General features: G+C 62.8%; 13 protein-coding genes and 2 pseudogenes. 4 read left to right on the plus strand and 11 right to left on the minus strand.

Features of this window, described 5'->3' with window-relative positions; translation table 11 throughout:
* Positions 1-211 precede the first annotated feature (211 nt).
* On the minus strand, positions 212-730 hold the full coding sequence (locus OG203_RS06555; RefSeq protein WP_405168217.1) for a hypothetical protein: 519 nt from the start codon (positions 728-730) through the stop codon (positions 212-214).
* Positions 731-922: 192 nt separating this feature from the next.
* Positions 923-1,123, minus strand: a pseudogene (locus OG203_RS06560) (MerR family transcriptional regulator); the annotation flags it as partial.
* Positions 1,124-1,256: 133 nt separating this feature from the next.
* Here OG203_RS06560 and OG203_RS06565 point away from each other — a divergent pair.
* Positions 1,257-2,249 (plus strand): acyl-ACP desaturase, encoded by a 993-nt coding sequence (locus OG203_RS06565; RefSeq protein WP_405164769.1) that lies wholly within the window; start codon positions 1,257-1,259, stop codon positions 2,247-2,249.
* Here the strand turns inward: OG203_RS06565 and OG203_RS06570 are convergent.
* The 5 genes and pseudogenes from OG203_RS06570 to OG203_RS06590 all read right to left on the minus strand — a co-directional run bounded on the left by OG203_RS06570 (position 2,244) and on the right by OG203_RS06590 (position 6,460).
* Positions 2,244-2,486 carry a hypothetical protein gene (locus tag OG203_RS06570; protein WP_405164770.1) on the minus strand — a complete coding sequence of 81 codons (243 nt, stop codon included), beginning with the start codon at positions 2,484-2,486 and terminating at the stop codon, positions 2,244-2,246. The genes OG203_RS06565 and OG203_RS06570 overlap by 6 nt on opposite strands.
* 129 nt (positions 2,487-2,615) lie before the next feature.
* Positions 2,616-3,080, minus strand: a complete 465-nt coding sequence (locus OG203_RS06575) for a GNAT family N-acetyltransferase (RefSeq protein WP_405164771.1) — start codon at positions 3,078-3,080, stop codon at positions 2,616-2,618.
* Between the two features lie 127 nt (positions 3,081-3,207).
* A pseudogene (locus tag OG203_RS06580) lies at positions 3,208-3,522 on the minus strand (GNAT family N-acetyltransferase); the annotation flags it as partial.
* Positions 3,523-3,641: 119 nt separating this feature from the next.
* A complete protein-coding gene (locus tag OG203_RS06585; protein WP_405164772.1) occupies positions 3,642-4,556 on the minus strand; it encodes an alpha/beta hydrolase family protein in 915 nt (304 codons plus the stop codon).
* Between the two features lie 638 nt (positions 4,557-5,194).
* Entirely contained in the window at positions 5,195-6,460 is a 1,266-nt protein-coding gene (locus OG203_RS06590) for an IS256 family transposase (protein ID WP_405162397.1), read from the minus strand.
* A gap of 314 nt (positions 6,461-6,774) precedes the next feature.
* Between OG203_RS06590 and OG203_RS06595 the strand changes: the two genes are divergently transcribed.
* Positions 6,775-8,109, plus strand: coding sequence for an MFS transporter (locus OG203_RS06595; protein ID WP_405167786.1), 1,335 nt, complete (start codon positions 6,775-6,777; stop codon positions 8,107-8,109).
* Between the two features lie 62 nt (positions 8,110-8,171).
* Here the strand turns inward: OG203_RS06595 and OG203_RS06600 are convergent, their stop codons facing one another.
* The 4 genes from OG203_RS06600 to OG203_RS06615 all read right to left on the minus strand — a co-directional run bounded on the left by OG203_RS06600 (position 8,172) and on the right by OG203_RS06615 (position 13,056).
* On the minus strand, positions 8,172-8,657 hold the full coding sequence (locus OG203_RS06600; RefSeq protein ID WP_405164773.1) for a DUF6301 family protein: 486 nt from the start codon (positions 8,655-8,657) through the stop codon (positions 8,172-8,174).
* Between the two features lie 137 nt (positions 8,658-8,794).
* Entirely contained in the window at positions 8,795-9,286 is a 492-nt protein-coding gene (locus tag OG203_RS06605; protein WP_405164774.1) for a DUF6301 family protein, read from the minus strand.
* 142 nt (positions 9,287-9,428) lie between these two features.
* The gene (locus OG203_RS06610; RefSeq protein ID WP_405164775.1) at positions 9,429-9,914 is read right to left on the minus strand and encodes a DUF6301 family protein; all 486 of its coding nucleotides are present in this window, start codon (positions 9,912-9,914) and stop codon (positions 9,429-9,431) included.
* A gap of 73 nt (positions 9,915-9,987) precedes the next feature.
* On the minus strand, positions 9,988-13,056 hold the full coding sequence (locus OG203_RS06615; RefSeq protein ID WP_405164776.1) for a hypothetical protein: 3,069 nt from the start codon (positions 13,054-13,056) through the stop codon (positions 9,988-9,990).
* Between the two features lie 382 nt (positions 13,057-13,438).
* Here OG203_RS06615 and istA point away from each other — a divergent pair, with 382 nt between their 5' ends.
* Both istA and OG203_RS06625 read left to right on the plus strand, forming a co-directional pair.
* Positions 13,439-14,992 (plus strand): IS21 family transposase, encoded by a 1,554-nt coding sequence (gene istA, locus OG203_RS06620; protein ID WP_405160805.1) that lies wholly within the window; start codon positions 13,439-13,441, stop codon positions 14,990-14,992.
* Entirely contained in the window at positions 14,989-15,789 is an 801-nt protein-coding gene (locus OG203_RS06625) for an ATP-binding protein (protein WP_405160806.1), read from the plus strand. Before istA ends, OG203_RS06625 begins: the two co-directional genes overlap by 4 nt.
* The last annotated feature ends 529 nt before the right edge of the window (positions 15,790-16,318 follow it).

A 16,318-nucleotide genomic window follows, 5' to 3' on the forward strand; every position in this document is an offset into this window, starting at 1 on the left:
CTTCTCAATGCGCGCTCGTAGCCGATTTCAGTAGGTCAGTCCGAGTCTGCGTCCCCGCTCATGACCGCCGATAGGTGGTTATTTCCATCCGGCACGGGCAGCAGCGACGAATACCGGTGATGACCACTCGAATCCCAGCACGCACCGCGCAGGGACACAGAGAGGGCTCGTCAGAACGAACGTTGGACCCCAAGCGGCAAACTGGGCCCGGCTAGTTCTCCGAGGCGTGGCCAGTCGAGCGGTTCAGCGCGCCATGCAACCAATGGTGCGCCTGTCCGATCGTGGCGGGTGTGTTGGAGAGTTGGGCCGACAGTGACCAATAGCGGTGGATGCGGTGGTCGGTGTCGGTTGCGTCGGCCTGCAACTGCTTGCGGAACTGCGGAGAATCACGTTCGCCTCGCGCGTTGGCGTGAGCGTCTACAAATCTATCGAGTTCGTCGCCGTCATGCGGTCGCACACCATCCGATACGAGCGGAAACACATCCATCAGCACGTCACCCACACTGAAGAACAATCCTCGACGGTCACGTATCGTCTCCGGCTGACTCCCCCAGAGTTGTTGGCCCACAGCACCATGCAGCCCAGTTTCGGCAACGAGCGCAGTCAACTCGGCATAAGCGACAACCTCACCTGGCGACGGATCGGCGGGTGGCTGCGGAATATTCCCGCACACGAAGCTGTCGAAGTCGCATCGGGCCAGCCCGGTCAGGACGCGCCGCCAGAATCGCACCAGGCAATCGTGAGCGGCACTACCGTCCTGCACGGCCGCCAGCAACGCAAGCCGGTCGGCCCGCTGCGCCGGGACGGCTGTCTCGACTGCCCGCAGTGACGCTCGTCGCCATGCCAATGACCTGAATTCGATATCAAGCCGGGCGCTTTCGGCGGCAACGGCCTCGGCAATCGATCGTTCCTCACGAAGTACGTCGGTGATCGATTCCAGTCCGAGACCCAGCGAACGCAGTCGCCGGACCAGTAGCAGACGTTCGGTTGCGTCGTCCGGGTCGAACATCCGATGCCCGCCCGCACTGCGTTGCGGTTCCAGAATCCCTTCATCGCAATAGAACCGGATCGTTCGTACCGCAAGTCCGGTCGCACGAGCCAGCTCTCCGATGCTCACCAGCATGCCGCGTTGTATGTCGTCTGTCACAGTCTCTTGAACCTCCACCCGGGTGGAGGTCTTAGCGTACCGGCACTGCCGTTCTCGTTCACCGAGCGAACGCGCACCTGTTGCTGATTGGTCCGAGAGGGGAAAGTCGTTGGGGAGAGAGCTGACTCAGCGTGAGTTGCTTATCGAGCTCGAGCCGGTCGCCGAGGAGAACGTGCATCGGCATCTGTCGCTGGCCAAGCCGTGGCATCCGCACGACTATGTGCCGTGGGACGAGGGCCGCAACTTCGCCGCGATGGGTGGTATCGACTGGGATCCCGGGCAGTCGCGACTGTCGGAGGTGGCCAAGGCCGCGATGATCACCAATCTGCTCACCGAGGACAATTTGCCGTCCTATCACCGGGTGATCGCGGACAACTTCTCCCAGGATGGCGCGTGGGGTACCTGGGTTGGTCGCTGGACTGCCGAAGAGAACAGGCACGGCATCGCGATGCGTGACTATCTGCTCGTCACCCGCGGCGTGGACCCGGTCGAACTCGAACACGCCCGTATGGCCGCGATGACCACCGGGTTCGATCCACTGGCCACCATCGATTACTCGACCCTCGATCAAAGCCAGGTCCCTGAAGCCGGTGTGCTGTATGGCATGGCGTATGTGACGTTCCAGGAACTGGCCACCCGAATCAGCCACCGCAACACCGGCAAGGTGTGCAACGACCCCGTCGCGGACACAATGTTGCAACGCATCTCCGCCGACGAGAACCTGCACATGATCTTCTACCGGAACCTGTACGGCGCGGCGCTGGACCTCGCCCCGGACCAGGCCATGGAGGCGGTCAGCATCATGCTGATGAACTTCCAGATGCCCGGCGCCGGCAATCCCAACTTCCGCCGTTACGGCGTGCTGATGGCCAAACACGGCATCTACGACATGCGCCAACACCTCGACGAGGTCATCATGCCCGTGCTGCGGCTATGGAAAGTGTTCGAGCGCAACGACTTCACCGCCCGTGGCGAGCAGGCCCGTGAGCGACTCGATGCATTTCTGACGGAATACCAGCAACGCACCCTCAAATTCGAGGAACGGCGCGACCGGATAGCCGCTCGCGACGCGAATAGGCGGGACGCGATCGTGCCCTCATGATTCGGACGGTACTGCCGCCTGGTCCATGACGGTTTCACCGTCATGGACCAGGCGGTGGGCGAGGTGTCGGCCGATACCGTTGCATTCCTCGATCGCCCACACCCGATCCGGGTATCGCCTTGCAGCGGTGAGCATTGCGCTGTAGTCGGCGTTGTCGGTGTCATATCGCCCCGTCGTCAGCACCGCTGCTGCGGAGTTGATGATTTCGATCGTGGCCGAGCGTTTGTGCGGGTCCATTCCGATGATGACCTCACCAGTGGTGTCCTTCCCAATCCGCGGATGGTGTCCGCGCGGGAAGGCACCGCTACTTCGAGCTGGGCAAAACCCCTCTTAATGAGGTGTTCGGCCTTGCGAAGGGTGCGTGTATCAGGTGATAGCTCGGCGATAGACCTGCCGGGAACCGCCTTCCGGTCCGGGAGTGGCCGCCTCGGCGGGTGTGAAGCCGAGGCTCTGGTAGAAGGCTCGCGCGCCGCTGGTGATTGCGCCTGGATGGTCGATGCCGAAGGTGACCACCTCGATGTTCCCCGGAACCTGCGTGAACCTGCGTGTCATATCTGTCAATAGCGCTGTGCCAACGCGGTTTCCGCGTTGCTGCTCGGAGACGACGAGCCAGTGAATGTGGTAGCTCGGTGCCTTCGTGCCGAACATCAGGCCGCCGAGGACTTCCAGACCTGAGGAGACCGCGACGAGCGCTGCTGACTGGAGGATGTGCTTTTCCACTGTGCGATGGAAGCCAGGATCGTTGACCATGGGGCCGAACCAATGCTCGACCTGGGCTGCCAGGCTGAGGAAGGAAGGGAAGTCCTGCTCTCGTGCGAGTCTGACAATCATTCGAGCAGTCTGGCAGGGATGCGGCAAATGTTGCCTGCCCAATTGAGTTCAGTCGGAGTAGTCCGGCTTCGGTGGTGTTGAATCCGCAGGCGTTTCGATAGAAGTCGCTGAGGTGTGGTTCGTAGTCGACGTGGAGCCATTCGACGCCGAGACTGCGGAGATCATCAACGAGGGCGGCGACCAGTGTGGTGCCGATACCGTGATGGTGCAGGTCGGGGGCAACCATGGTGTCGAGGAGGAACGCGTGTCTTCCGCCATCCCAAATTGCGTGAACGAAGCCGACCAAGCGCTCATCGATAAATGCCCCGATCCAGGATCTGCTGTGCCGTTCGAGTTGTTCTCGCCAAGGGGTCAGGGTGTAGTCGCCGCCGAAGGCGTCGGTGTACAGGCGTGAGAGCACTTCGTCGTCGACGGTGAACCGGATCCTCAGGTCGGTAGTCATGTCGGTAACTCCTGTTCCCAAATGCGTTGCCCGGCTTGTGATTCACAGTCATTGTGAACCGAAGAACGAACGCGCGCCCAGCGGTTAGTGCGTCGGTCGTGACAAGTTTCGGGTGGTGTTCAGGGCATCGGGATCAATCCGGGATGGAGCAGCTCCTCGGGCGCTACCGCAAGATCAGTGTGGTTGTCGAGGGCGGCGTCGAAGAATGTGCGCAGGAATCCTCGCTGCACGGCAACAGAGTCGTTCGGGTCGATAGTGCCGATACCGGCCAATCCCCACGCCTGGACATCTTCGGGCTTCCACAGACCCGCCGCGACTAGCGCGGGAGCGATGACCTGGAGGTCGGTGAACGACGAGTGCTCGGAGCCGGCGAGCCAGAACTGCAGCTTCAAACCACCACCGGTCGTCCGGAACTGTTGCCAGGTGGGATCGTCCTCGCGGCGACGATGAACGTCGCTGCCGAGCAATACAACCGGCTGCGACAGCCCGTCGGCGGCGACCGTCCCCATCACCGGACCGTCGAGGTTCACACCAGCGCGAATCCGGCTGTCCTCGTGCATCGCCGCAACGGTGGTGGCACCACCGAGCGAGTGCCCGAACATACCTATCCTCGACAAGTCCATCATGCGGGTCAGATTGGCGGGCAACGGAGTTCCGCTCACATCAGGGTCATGCCCGGCTGCGATGTCGACCAGTCGGTCGAGCACGAACCGCGTATCGGCCAACCGGATCGACAACAGAAGGTCCAACAACTGTTCGCGTGACAGATTCGGATCCGGTATGGGCGGAAGCGCCACCCGCCCGCCCGGATACTGCACCGCGTCGGTGTCGAACGCGTCCACACTCACGACGATGTAGCCGTGGCTGGCCAAATCCTCGGCTTGTACGGTACCCAGCGCGCGAGGAACACCTGCGCCAGGCGAATACAGCAACACCGGCCGCGGCCCACCCGCAGGATCGGCATCGGCCCCGAGATGGCCGTGGCTGGGCGCGGGAGTCCAGCCCGTTGTCGGCATCCCTCGCCTGTCATGCATATCCTGGCGCCACGCCCGCAACGCACCCGAAGCCATCCACGGCCGCACCGGCGTAGCCCCCGCATTCGTTGCGGGATACCAGATACTGATCATCAACTCGCGCTGGTGGTTATCGACGGCCCAGGGGTCGACTCGGGACTGGTCACGCAAATGCAGGTCAACCACTCCGATCGCGGCGGGACCCGTCGGCGCAGGCAGGCTGACGACAACCGGCCCAGGATCGATGGCCGGTTCCGCGACGGCTGCGCTCGTACCAATCCACGTCAGAAGCGCGGATACTCCCCCGATAGCAGCCCACCGAACAAATCTGCCCCTCACACTGTCCCCCCACGAAGTCCAAACCTGCCACGTGGCCATACCCACCCGTTCGGACAGCGTGCTGTTGTCAGCTATCCATAACGACGGGCCCACCCACGAACTGACACATCGATGAACACCCCCACCGTACACGTGTCGCAGTGGAACTCCGTCGTACTCACAGCCGATGAAACCCTGTGACCGGCAACGCAACTCGAGCCCCACACCAGCCGGACCACATGGCCGCTACACCGGGAATAGCGCACTCACCGAATACATGACCGTTACCAGTGAGTGAGTGGGGAGTTTCGGTTTAACGGTGGATCCGGTCTCGGTGTGGGTTAGTTCCCGGTCGGGTGGATCCGGCCTTCGAAGGTGATGGCGAAAGCGTTGAGGGCCGGTTTCCACCGCATCGCCCATCGTGCCCGGCCATGACCGGTGGGGTCCAGGGAACGGGTCACCAGATACAGGCATTTCAACGCCGATTGCTCGCTGGGGAAGTGCCCGCGGGCGCGGATCGCGCGCCGGTAGCGGGCGTTCAATGATTCAATCGCGTTGGTGGAGCAGATGATTCGCCGGATCTCGACGTCGTAGTCGAGGAACGGTGTGAACTCGGTCCAGGCGTTGTTCCAGAGTTTGACGATCGCCGGGTAGCGGCCACCCCATTTCGTGGTGAACTCGCCGAACCGTTCGCGGGCCGCGGCCTCGGTCGCCGCGGTGTAGACCGGTTTGAGGTCGCGGCTCATCTCGGCCCAGTGCTGACGGCCCGCGTAGCGGAAACTGTTGCGCAGCAAGTGGATTACGCAGGTTTGCACGATCGTGCGTTCCCAGACGGTGTTGATCGCCTCGGGCAGCCCCTTGAGTCCGTCACAGACGGCGATGCAGACGTCGGCGACGCCGCGGTTCTTGAGCTCTGTGAGCACTTGCAGCCAGAATTTGGCGCCTTCACCGCCCTCGCCGGCCCACAAACCCAAGATGTCGCGTTCCCCGGCGGTGGTGACGCCGATGACCACATAGATCGGGCGGTTGGCCACCTGACCATCTCTGATCTTGACGTGGATGGCATCGATGAACAGGACCGGATAGACGCGATCCAGGGGCCGGTTGCACCAATCGACCATCTCCGCGACAACCTTGTCGGTGATCGTCGAGATCGTGTCCTTCGACACCGAGGTTCCATAGATCTCGGCGAAATGCGCCGAGATCTCGCCGGTCGTCAGTCCTTTCGCGGTCAACGACAACACGATCTCGTCCACCCCCGACAGTCGCCGCTGACGCTTGCGGACGATCTTGGGTTCGAACGAGGAACTCGTATCGCGCGGGACATCGATGTCGACCGGACCGATCTCGGTGACCACGGTCTTGGATCGAGTTCCGTTGCGGGAGTTGCCACTTCCACGCCCAGCCGGGTCGTGCTTCTCATAGCCGACGTGCTCGGTCATCTCCGCTTCCAGCGCGGTTTCGAGCACGGTCTTGGTCAGTTGGTTGAGCAGCCCGCCCGGCCCGACCAGATCGATTCCTTGTTCCTTGGCCTGAGCGAGCAGCTGCTGGGCCAGCTTCTTGGTGTCCACCGCATCGTTGGTCACGGCATCGAGTGTCTCCGACATTCGTCGGTCCTTCCTGCCGAACCATCAGGTTCGGCCAATCGGACCGAGATCAAGATCCGCCGTTATCCCGACACTCCCAGTGAGTGGGCTGAAGACCAGGCGTCCGCCCCGTGGAGGCAATCTCATCGACTAGTTTGATGGCGGCGGCGCTAGTTGTGGTCGGCCAGGTCGGGGGTGGGGCCGCAGTATCCGGAGCCAGGAGACAGCGAACGTCGGCTTACCCAGCACGCGTGGGCTTTTGGGGTCGGTGGCCACCATTCCAGCCGGGCCGAACACCACGGGGTTCAAACAGCAGGGGGATAGCAGTGAGCTCGATGATCCGAGACGGCGAATACGACCCGGACACTGCCGCCCCGGTGGTGCCCCTGTCCCGCCGCGCGGGTGGCATGTTCGCCTCACTGGCGGTCCGCAACTACCGCTACTACTTCGCCGGACAAGTGGTCTCCAATACCGGGACCTGGATGCAGCGCATCGCCCAAGACTGGCTCGTACTCAACCTGACCGGCAGCTCCTTCGCTGTCGGGATCACCATCGCCATGCAGTTCATGCCGGTACTACTGTTGGGCCTCTACGGCGGGGTGATCGCGGACCGCTTCGGTAAGCGAGGGTTGCTGATGCTCACCCAGAGCTCTATGGGTGTACTGGCCGCTGTGCTCGCGATCCTGACGCTCACCGGGTCGGTGCATGTCTGGCACGTCTACCTGCTGGCCTTGCTGCTCGGGCTGGTCACGGTGGTGGACAGTCCCACCCGGCAGACGTTCGTCGCCGAAATGGTCGGTCAAGAACAACTGCGCAATGCGGTCAGCCTCAACGCGGTGAACTTCGAGACCGCGTCGATGACCGGCCCAGCGCTGGCCGGTGCGGTGATCGCGGCGCTCGGTTCCGGGTGGGCGTTCGCGATCAACGCCGTCTCCTTCATAGCGGTGGTCGGTGGGTTGCTGCTGATGCGGCCCGACCAGCTGCGCCCGGTGCCGCGGCTGTCACGCGAAAAGGGACAGCTGCGTGAGGGTTTGCGCTATGTAGCTGTTCGTCCGGAGCTGATCGGGCCGCTCGTGCTGGTGGGGTTCGTCTGCACCTTCGGATACAACTTCCCGACCGTGCTGTCAGGTTTCGCCTATCACGTCTTCCATATCGACGCCGGGCGCTACGGGCTGCTCAATACCGCGCTGGCGGTCGGGGCATTGGTGGGCGCGTTGCTGGCCTCGCGGCGCCCGCGGGTCCGAATGCGCCTGCTGATCGGTACCGCCTTCGGCTTCGGCGTCCTCGAGGCCGTGACGGCGTTCGCGCCGCAGTACTGGCTGTTCACGGCGATGCTGACCATCGTGGGTTTCCTCGGGCTCACCTTTCTTACCTCGAGCAACTCCACGATCCAGTTGGCCACCGAACCGACGATGCGGGGCCGGGTGATGTCGCTGCACATGATCGTCTTCACCGGAGGCACCCCCATCGGCGCACCGATCATCGGCTGGGTCACCGAAGAGTGGGGCCCACGAATCGGCCTGCTCGCCTGCGGCGCGGTATCCGCATGCGCGGCGGCCGTAGTCGGCTCGATCATGGTTCACACCAACGGTTTACGGGTGCGAGTGACTCGCCGCGGCGTATCCGTCGTGCCAAGTAAGAATCTGGCGACGTCTTCCGCACAAGCCTGACACCGCTTCGCCCCAACCGAACTGGCCAGCTCAGACAGTCAGCACACGTGTCGCAGCTGCGGTCAGTCGTCGTCTTCCGCGCAATACTCATCGAGTTCGGCCCGATACTCGCAGCTGACAAGGTCGAGGTAAACCGCCCCGATGCTGGTCGTCAATTCGACGACTATCTTCGGCAGGTCCCACCCGAGCATGGCGTCTTCGCCGGCTTCGCGACGTGTCGGCGGGCCGAGGGTCTCCGTCAATGCCTGGCCCAATTCGACAAAACAGTCATACACCTCACCTTTGACACGAGCGTACGGAGCCTCCACGTCAGCGACGTCGGTGGCATAGATCGACAACAGATCGATCCGGCGTTTCATCAGGTCGACCGCGGCGATGGGCCGGTTCACCGCGAAATCGGTGCGGATCCACGGAGAGATACCCTCTCCCTGAACAAGCTCCCATCCGGCTGCGGCACAGAAGGGTTCTACGTCATCGACCTTCCCGGTCCAGTCGAACTCGGCGGCGAGACGGGCGATGCGGATCGCGCCCTCGATATCGGCATGCATGTGCGTAGGCTCACTTTCCGCTCTGGTCGGAAGGAGATGCAGGATTGAGTTAGGCGCTCATCCCGACTGTGAAGGCATTGACTGCGAGACGAACATGGTTGTCGCAGCTGGTCTGTCGACCCGCAGGCCCTTGTGTATCAGTCTTCGTCCTCGGGCTCAGGCTCATCCATTTCGGCCTGGTACTGGCGGCCGACCACGTCGACATACACCGCGCCGATGCTCCTCACCAATCGGATAACGATCTGCGACAGGTCCCATCGAAGCGTCTCATCGATGTCGATACCGATATCGTGACGTGTTGGTGCGCCTAACGTTTCGGTCAACGCTTGGCCCAGATCGGTGAAATGAGCCCGTAACTCGGGTTCGACGTCGAGGGGTATGGAATCAGGAGGGGCGACGTCGGTGACGTAGATCGACAGGTAATCCATCCGCCGTTTGCGCCGGTGGATGGAGGCGAAGGGGTCGTTGACGGCGAGGTCGGTCCGGATGACGGGGATCTTGCCCTCTTCTTCGACGATCTCCCACCCGGCAGCGCCGCATAACGGTTCGACGTCGTCGATCTTGCCAGTCCAGTCGAACTCCGCGGCGAGACGGACGACACGGATCGCGCCCTCGATATCGGCATACACGCCGCGTAGGTTACTTCCTGCTCGGGGTCGGGCGAGGCGATGGCCGACAAGGCGATGCGCTTGCGGTCTACCGACAGTACTGAGCCTGCAACCATCCGCCACCCGCACCGACATCGCGCCTCAGGGCGCCAAGGTGGGGCTGTCAGTCCTCGTCCTCGGGGTCGGGCTCATCGAGTTCGGCCTGGTATTGAAGGCTGACCAGCTTCAACAAGACCGTGGCGAGGCTGGTTGTCAATCGGATGACTACCTTGGGTAGGTCCCATCCGAGCATTGCGTCTTCGCCGGTTTCGCGACGTGTTGGCGTGCCGAGGGTGTCAGTCAATGCCTGGCCCAGTTCGGCAAAGCAGTCATTCACCTCACGTTCGACCAGAGCGTGCGGAGTCTCGGAGTCGCCGAGATCGGTGGCGTAGATCGACAGCAGGTCGATCTGCCGTTTCATCAGGTCGACCGTGGCGACGGGACTGTTGACCGCGAAATCGGTGCGGATCCACGGGTCCATACCCTCTGCCTGGACAAGTTCCCATCCGGCTGCGGCACAGAAGGGTTCTAGGTCATCGATCTTCCCGGTCCAGTCGAACTCGGCGGCGAGACGAGCGATCCGAATCGCGCCGTCAATGTCGGCATGCATGGATGTAGGTTACTTTCTGCTCGGGCGGACGACGATGTCAGAGTTCGGAGATTTCGAGAGAGCCTGGCGTCTATCAGAGATGGGCTCCATACCCCGTTGTCAGGGCAACTTCTCGAGCGCTGGGCTGCCCGGTGTCCGCTGCTGGGTCGCTGATATTGACTACGATCGACTCGTCGAGCTTCTTGTTGTTCCACGGTGCCCACAGTGGGATCAAGGGCCCAACGACAGCCGGGATGGCCGCGACTGTCCACTGGTTCAGGTTGTTCAAACCCGTCGCGGCCAAATCGCCGATCCATGATCCCGACGTCGTAGCCTGCCCAGCGAGCGGTGTCGCTCCCGCGATAGGGGCCACGCCGTTGCCGCTGGCTGGGGGTTGGGAGGCGGTGCCGGGTTGCCTGAGAGTGAACGACTTCGCTGTCTGCGGATCGACTCCATAGGCAGTGATCTTCCCGGTCCCGGGTTCGGTGTGGACCACCATGTAGTCGAAATCCGTTGTGCCTTCGCGTAATTCCTTCGCCAGTGCCGGGTACCGTGCTTCTAGTTCCTGCATCGGTCCCGAGCCCGGGCGCAAGAATTCGTCCTGCGCGTAGGGCAGGGTGCCCTGCTCAAAGCTCAGGTCCTGCCCCGGACCGACGTTGACCTGCCGAGTGCTGAAGCTATCCGGGGTGCCGCCGCCCTTGTACTCCAGCAGCACTACCCGCTTGGTGCCATCCGGAGCCGTGGCGATAGCGACCCGATCTGCGGTGTATCCCCCCGAACCTCGGTAGATGATCTCCATATTGGCAACGTTCTGAACGTAATAGTCGCCGCCGATCTCGCCACGGACCTCGGACAAGCCGTCGATGCTGCCCCTCTCACCGCTGAGTTGACCAGCCAAGACGCGAAGCCTGCCAGCGTCGGGATCGCCCACCGGAAGTTGGCCGGACTGTCGAAGATTTTCGATCGTCTTTTCGGCCTTTGAGCGCGAGAGATCCTTGATCTCGACCTCCCGAAATGTCTCGCCCTCCTTATACATCAGCTTGCGGTTGTGTATCAGCTGTGTGAGCTCAGCCTGGTGTGTGTTGCGGGCTGCCATTGCGGCGTTCTGCATAACGTCCACTTCGCCGAGCATGAATCGCTCTCGGGCAGGCAACGTTTCGACGGAGCCGATCGGTTCATCTAGCAGCTTCCCGCGCATCACGATATTGGTTGATGCACTGTCCCATTCTTCCTTCTCTGCACGCCTATTCTTATTATTGATGTCGCGCCAGAAGATGCGTCCTTTGCTGTCGATCCCTCGCTCGATGCCCGGGGGCAAGGTCTTGCCCGGCGGCAACGGAGGCAACTCCCACTTGACAGGCGCTGTTCCAGCCTCTGCACCAGCTGTGCCCGGGTCCACCCGTCCACCTCCACCGTGCTCACCGGGGCCACGGCGTGGAATCTGGTTGCGTGGACGCTGTGGCCCGAGTGGAAACGGATCCAAACCATTGAGACCGGGACCGAGTACACCGTCCGGCTCGGGTCGGTTCCACGGGTTGTTGCTGGGCCCCCGCGTGGGTGGCACCTTGACCTCAGGCGCGGCCGGAACGTGTATGCCCTCGTGGGTGTTCCATGGCAGTTGATCGGTTTTGGGGTAGTCGAGGATGGCGGGTGTAGCGCCTTCGCCGGTACGGATCCCGGTGCCGGGTGCCGTTTCGTAGGGGCGGGTGGGGTTGGGGACGTAGAGGGAGTTTCCGGGATTGGCGTCCCACGGGTGGTAGAGAGTGCCTGCGCGTTCGGCGCCCAGGGCGCCGCGCCCGGTGGTGTCGATCGCGCCGCGTTCGCCGTTGAGGATGGCCATGCGTTCGGCGTCCATCGCGGCGGCTTCGGCTTCACTGAGGAACTTGTTGCCTCCCCACCGCAAGCCTTGGCCGATCTTGGATAGCAAGGCGACGTCGGCGCCGGGGACCAAGGTCAGCGTGGCCCATGCCGCGCCTTTGGCGGCCTGGCCGTAGTTGCCGGTCTCGAGTCCCTCGGCGAAGTCGGTGAGCCCGGTCATCTCGCCGAGGAAGTTGCGGAAGTCGCCTTCGTTGAACTTGTGGTTGGGGTTGGAGTACGGCGAGTTGTCGGGGATAGCGGTGCGGCGTGGGTCGGTGGCGTAGAGCTTGGGGGTGTCGTCGAGTGCCTTGGCCTGGTCCGGGGTCAGCAGCGGGGTGTTGGTGCGCTGGAGGCGGCCGCGGGCCTCGACTGCGTTGCGCCACACCATGTTCTGCACTTTGTCGGCGGGAACACCAAGGGCCAGTAGACGGTTGACCTCGGCTTTGCGGGCCGGGTCATCGACTCCTGCGTACTGCAGGCTGGCAGCGAACTGGTCTTCGTCCTGGTTCTGTTTGGTGTAGGCGTGCTGGCCGAGGCGGGTTTGGGCGTTTTTGCGGAGTTGTTCGCTGCGCTCATCGAGCGGGCCGGTGGTGTTGGCCAGGGACAGGTCGTTGACCAACTGGACCGCGCTGTAGCCCAGTCCCGGCATGACCGTGGTGCCGTCGGCCAATTTCGGTAGAGCGCCCTGGTCCCAGTGGCTGTTGAGCCGGTTGGCCGCCTCGGCTTTGGCGCGATTGAGCGCGTTAGCGCCCTCGACGGTTTGCGGACCCATAACCCTCTGGTTGAGCAGTGCGATGTCACGGTCGCGTTGCTCGGGACTGTATTTCGAGTCGGTCGCGAAGTAGCCGGCCAACTGCTGAGGGGAATAGGCGACATTCGGTTGCGGCTGAGCAGGCTTCTCCCCCGGCACGGTGACGGTGGTTTGCTTGCCGGTCAACCCGTTCGCCAACGGAACCGAATTGCTCTGCATAGTCGTACCGCTGGGCAAGGTCAGAGTTTGCCCGTCCTTGGGTGGTCCGTTGTTGACCACCGCGATCACATCGGGCAGGCTCGCCGCACCAGGCTTCTGCTGTGGCTGGGTGGAGGGCAACAAACCCAGGCCCTGGGCCATCTGCTGCTGCTCAGGAGTCAGCGCCTTGGGCTCGGTCGGCTTCGCGGGCTGAGTATCGGGTTTCGTCTGCGCAGGTTCCTGCCGCGGCTTGCCTTGGCTCTCCGCGATCGACGGACCCTGCACGGGGGCCTGATTCTTGGGTTTGCCCTGACTCTCGGCGATAGTCGGTCCGTACACGGGGTCTTTAGGGGCCACAATGGATACCTCGATATTTCATACAGAAGGCCGCCCCACAAGGGACGGCCGATGACGGAAACAGCAAGTGCCACACCCGATCCAGAGGAACGAGTGCGGCACTTGGCATTTCAGGAGTGGGGTGCTTGACGACAGCAACGACGCCTGGCCTGCGGTATCCGCCAGGCAACCAACGGTGTTGTTAGGAGGCGATCCGAGTGGTGAACGCCGCGGCTATTTGTCGGCTGCCAGGGAGAAGGGACCACTTCAGAGACGGTTTTGCCATGAGTATGGGACCGCTTGTTTGCCACTGATGGGACCACCTGGGTAGGGGTTTTGCCAGTTATGGGACCACCCGGCGTGGCTGCGGGGTTCCCGGTCGTTCGGCCGCTGTATTGGCCCAATGAGCTACCGGGAGGTTTCGGTGATCGAGATCGTGGAGATGCTGCGGCTGTGGCTGCAGGGGCTGGGTTTGCGGGAGGTGGCCCGGTTGTCGGGGACCGACCGCAAGACGGTGCGCCGGTATGTGGAGGTGGCGCGTTCGTGTGGGCTCGATCGTGAGGGTGATGCAGCCCAGTTGACCGATGAGCTAGTCGCGGCGGTGATAGCCGGGGTTCGGCGCAAACGCCCGAACGGGAAGAGTGATGCGTGGGAAACCATTGCCGCGCAACATGATCAGATCAAGGCGTGGCTCGATGAGGGCCTGACGTTGACGAAAATCCATATCCTGCTGGGACGCCGTGGTGTGGTGGTGTCATATCGGACTTTGAACCGTTATGCGACAACAGAATTGGGGTTCGGGAAACGCCGGACTACAGTGCGGGTTGCCGATTGCGAACCCGGTGCTGAGGTGCAGGTCGACTTCGGCAGGCTGGGGATGCTCACCGATGCCGATGATGGTCGGCGTCGGGTGGTGCAGGGGTTGATCTTCACTGCGGTTTATTCGCGGCACATGCTGATCTATCCGAGCTACCGGCAGACCCTCAACGATGTGATCGACGGGTTCGAGTCGGCGTGGGTATTCTTCGGTGGCGTGTTCGCGGTGGTGATCCCGGACAACATGAAAACGATTGTGGACAAAGCAGATTCGACTGATCCGAAACTCAACGACGCGTTTCGTGAGTATGCCCAGACGCGTGGGTTCGCCATCGATCCGGCCCGCATCCGCAGCCCCCGCGACAAACCCCGCGTCGAACGCTGCGTGCCCTATGCGCGGTCTAATTTCTTTGCCGGAGAACAATTCCGGGACCTGTCGGACTGCCGGTCCAGAGCCGCCAAGTGGTGCGCGGAAACGGCGGGGATGCGGATCCATGGCACGACCCGGCTGCGCCCGGCGGAGGTGTTCGCCGCCGAGGAGGCCCCGCAGTTGAAACCACTCTCGCAGGAGCCGTTCGACATCCCGACCTGGGTTCGACCGAAGGTGGCTCCCGACAGGCATGTTCAGATCGCCAAAGCTCTCTACAGCGTTCCCGGTGAACTCGTCGGGGTCCGCCTGGATGCCCGCCTTGATTCGACCACGGTGAAACTGTATTGGCGCGGAGAGCTGATCAAGGTCCACCCGGTCATGGCGCCGGGCCGCCGGCACACCGATCCCGCCGACCTGCCCAGTGAAGTCAGCGTCTATGCGATGCGGGACTTGAATACCTTGCAGCGCAAGGCATCCGAGCATGGCGCTCATGTCGGGATCTACGCCGCGGAGGTGCTGGAACATCCGCTGCCCTGGACGAAGATGCGCCAGGTTTACCGGCTGCTCGGGCTGGTTCGCCGTCACGGCGCCGCCGCCGTCGACGACGCCTGCCGCCGCGCCCTGGACGCTGAGGTCGTCGATGTCGGCGTCATCGATCGCATGCTGACCCGCAGCGCGGTCGGCCAGCAGCTCAGTCTGTTGCCACCACCGCCGACTCCGTCCCGGTTCGTCCGCGCGACAACCGATTTCGAGATCAGGAGGCCGTCATGACCACCCGCCGACCCGCCGCGACACCGGCGGTCAAACCGATCGATATCTCACCGGAACTCAAAACGTTGATGCGCCGGCTCAAGCTCGGGCAACTGCTCGACACCCTGCCTGAACGCCTGGCTTTGGCGCGATCGAATCGGCTGCCGCACCACGACTTCCTGGAAATGCTGTTCTCCGACGAGGTCACCCGCCGCGACCGCCAATCCGCCCAACGCCGCGCGAAATCCGCGCATCTGGACCCGCAGATGCAGCTGCAAGCCTGGGACGACACCACCGCAGTCAATTTCGACTCCGAACTCTGGGCGGAGCTGACCTCGCTACGGTTCCTCGCCGACGCCTACAACATCCTCATCATGGGACCGGTGGGCGTCGGAAAAACGTTCCTGGCCAACGCATTAGGACACATCGCGGTCCGCCGCCACCATTCGGTTCACACCGAACGCAGCGATAAGCTGTTCAAACGCCTGCGCGGGGCACGCCTGGACGGCAGCTACGAAGACGAGATGCGCAAACTCCACCGCGTCGACCTGCTCATCCTCGACGACCTGGCCCTGCACCGGCTCGAAGCCACCGAGACCAACGACTTCTACGAACTGATCGTCGAACGTCACCGCAAAGCTTCCACCATCATCACCAGCAACCGGGAACCACCCGAAATCCTGACCATGATGGCCGACCCGCTGCTGGCCCAATCAGCGATGGACCGACTGCAATCAGCCGCCTACGAACTCGTCGTCGAGGGCGAGTCCTACCGGCAACGCCAGAAGCCACGCCACGGCAAGCCCGCAACCGATTGACCAGCGACTCGGTCGTCAGTCACCATCAGCACACGGCCCGCGACCGGGTCCAACCCGGTCCCATGCTCATGGCAAACCGGTGGTCCCATCACCCTGGCAGGCGACAGCTATTCGGCGGCAGGCACGGTTGAAACCAATGGACTGGTCCATCGTCAGTACGGTGGCGGGAGTCGCGCGACTTGCCAGCTCCAGGCGCTCCTCAACCCGTGATCAACGTAGCGGACACCCGCCGGAGAAGTGACACCCTTGCGGGTCGATCTTCGACGGCTCGTAGCCTAAACCGCCCGCCATGACAGATCGTGGCAAAGTGTTGAACAGCGCAGGTACAAGGCCATTTCGGGGACAACAGTTTGTTGCGTTCCGATGCAGGTCTCCTCGATCAAGGAACGCGGGGTGAAGGATCCGATCAACGCGATCTTCGATCAGATCAACTTCAACGAGCGCCGGATCCCACTGACCGACGCCGACTACGCCGGTGGTATCACGCTGGCTCTCGACCTCGGCGCGAGCGTGCCCGTGTCGCGAACGC

It is taken from the genome of Nocardia sp. NBC_01499 (genome assembly GCF_045040275.1).
Lineage (GTDB): Bacteria > Actinomycetota > Actinomycetes > Mycobacteriales > Mycobacteriaceae > Nocardia.

Coding starts and splice junctions, on each gene's coding strand:
- OG203_RS06570 (WP_405164770.1), bottom strand. CDS start 2,486: ATGGACCCGCACAAACGCTCGGCCACGATCGAAATCATCAACTCCGCA.
- OG203_RS06575 (WP_405164771.1), bottom strand. CDS start 3,080: ATGATTGTCAGACTCGCACGAGAGCAGGACTTCCCTTCCTTCCTCAGC.
- OG203_RS06585 (WP_405164772.1), bottom strand. CDS start 4,556: ATGCATGACAGGCGAGGGATGCCGACAACGGGCTGGACTCCCGCGCCC.
- OG203_RS06590 (WP_405162397.1), bottom strand. CDS start 6,460: ATGTCGGAGACACTCGATGCCGTGACCAACGATGCGGTGGACACCAAG.
- OG203_RS06595 (WP_405167786.1), top strand. CDS start 6,775: ATGATCCGAGACGGCGAATACGACCCGGACACTGCCGCCCCGGTGGTG.
- OG203_RS06600 (WP_405164773.1), bottom strand. CDS start 8,657: ATGCATGCCGATATCGAGGGCGCGATCCGCATCGCCCGTCTCGCCGCC.
- OG203_RS06610 (WP_405164775.1), bottom strand. CDS start 9,914: ATGCATGCCGACATTGACGGCGCGATTCGGATCGCTCGTCTCGCCGCC.
- istA (WP_405160805.1), top strand. CDS start 13,439: ATGAGCTACCGGGAGGTTTCGGTGATCGAGATCGTGGAGATGCTGCGG.
- OG203_RS06625 (WP_405160806.1), top strand. CDS start 14,989: ATGACCACCCGCCGACCCGCCGCGACACCGGCGGTCAAACCGATCGAT.